Annotated in this window: 2 protein-coding genes; both read left to right on the top strand. The window is 53.2% G+C overall.

Going from position 1 to position 1,802, the window contains the following annotated elements; all coding sequences use genetic code 11:
• Positions 1-546 (top strand): hypothetical protein (locus VGK02_00485; GenBank protein HEY3373527.1); only part of this gene is annotated, 546 nt, incomplete at its 5' end.
• A partial coding sequence (mnmG, locus tag VGK02_00480; GenBank protein ID HEY3373526.1) for a tRNA uridine-5-carboxymethylaminomethyl(34) synthesis enzyme MnmG occupies positions 543-1,802 on the top strand: 1,260 nt, incomplete at its 3' end. The genes VGK02_00485 and mnmG, both read left to right, overlap by 4 nt.

The raw sequence follows: 1,802 nt of genomic DNA, 5'->3' as shown, positions 1-1,802 counted from the left end.
CAGGCGTACATCGGTGTACTCATCGATGACCTGGTTACAAAAGGCGTAGATGAGCCGTACCGGATGTTTACGTCGCGTGCCGAGTATCGCCTGATTTTGCGCTCGGACAACGCCGATTTACGTCTTTCTAGGTTTGGGTATAACTTGAGCCTCATCAACGATGCCCAGTATAATACTGCGCAGTACAAAGAAGCACTACTAAAGACAATAGAAGCGGTAGAGAATAGTGTCGAAATCGGCGCAGCTGTTCCCGCCCATATTACACGGGAAATTGAAGCGCGACGGCAATACGCGGCATATATCGAGCAGGACCTGCGCAATATCAACGCCTTTAAAGAAGCGGAATCGCTTATATTGCCGGAGGATATCAACTATACAGAGGTACCGGGATTATCGAATGAAGCGGTGGAAAAACTATCCATAATCCGACCGGCATCACTAGGCCAAGCTGCGAGAATACCGGGCATCCGACACAGCGATATCCAAATACTACATATATATGGGAAAATGTTCCACATCGAACAGGCCGAGGATGTGTTTGAATGATTCACGACAGTTTTGATGTAGTTGTTATCGGGGCGGGACACGCCGGTTGTGAAGCCGCACTCGCCGCGGCGCGCATGGGCGCGGCGACGCTTCTGGTAACAATCAGCCTGGATAAGATCGCACTGATGCCATGCAACCCGGCCGTTGGCGGCATCGGTAAGGGGCAAATCGTTCGCGAGATCGATGCATTGGGCGGCGAGATGGGTCGCGTTACCGACCACGCCGCCATCCAGTTGAAGGTGCTCAACCGCAGGAAAGGACCGGCTGTTCAGGCGTTGCGTGTGCAGACGGATAAAAAACTTTATGAAACCGGCATGAAAGCGGTATTGTGGTCGCAGCCGAATCTACACATCCTACAGGGCACCGTGTCGGAGATCATTGTGCAGCGCGGCGAAGTGACCGGTGTGCGCCTCACAAGCGGTGTTGTGTTTGACTGTAAGGCCGCGGTGGTCGCAGCCGGGACGTTTTTACGCGGCCAAATTGTAATCGGCGACATAATACGTGCAGCCGGCCGGATGGGTGAGCTTCCGGCAAATGAGCTCACCGCAAGCCTCCAGGATACCGGGCTTGTGATCGGGCGGTTTCAGACAGCGACACCGCCTCGCGTAGACAAGCGAACGATAGATTTTAAAAAACTCACGCCGCAGCCCGGCGACCCCGAGCCTCTCGCGTTTTCATTTGATGTAGAGGTGACTACACGCGAGCAAATCCCCTGCTTTTTAACGTACACCAATAAGAATACACACGATGCGGTAAAGAATAACCTACACTTATCGCCGATTAAAACCGGCACCGTTACCGGCCACGGGCCGCGAAACTGCCCGTCGATCGACCGGAAAATTATCAATTTTCCTGAGAAGGAGAGCCATCCAGTCTTTATTGAACCCGAAGGCTGGCACACGAGCGAGATGTATTTACAGGGATTAACCACGAGTTTGCCGGTGGAAATCCAACAGAGAATAATCAACGCAACGCCGGGGCTCGAGAACGCGCAGATTATGCGGCCCGGCTACGCAGTAATGTATGATTTTCTCTATCCCGACCAACTACTGCCAAGCCTTGAAACCAAAGTAGCCTCCGGATTGTTTACCGCCGGGCAAATAAACGGAACGACGGGCTATGAGGAGGCCGCTGCCCAGGGCTTAATCGCCGGTATTAACGCCGTTCGCAAAGTGCGCTCCGAAGAGCCGTTTATCCTGGATCGCAGCCAGGCGTACATCGGTGTACTCATCGATGACCTGGTTACAAAAGGCGTA

It is taken from the genome of Candidatus Aquicultor sp., from assembly GCA_036504445.1.
Classification (GTDB): Bacteria; Actinomycetota; Aquicultoria; order Aquicultorales; family Aquicultoraceae; genus DASXVE01.
The sequence above is the reverse complement of the archived record's forward strand: the minus strand, read 5'-3'. Positions and strand labels throughout refer to the sequence as shown.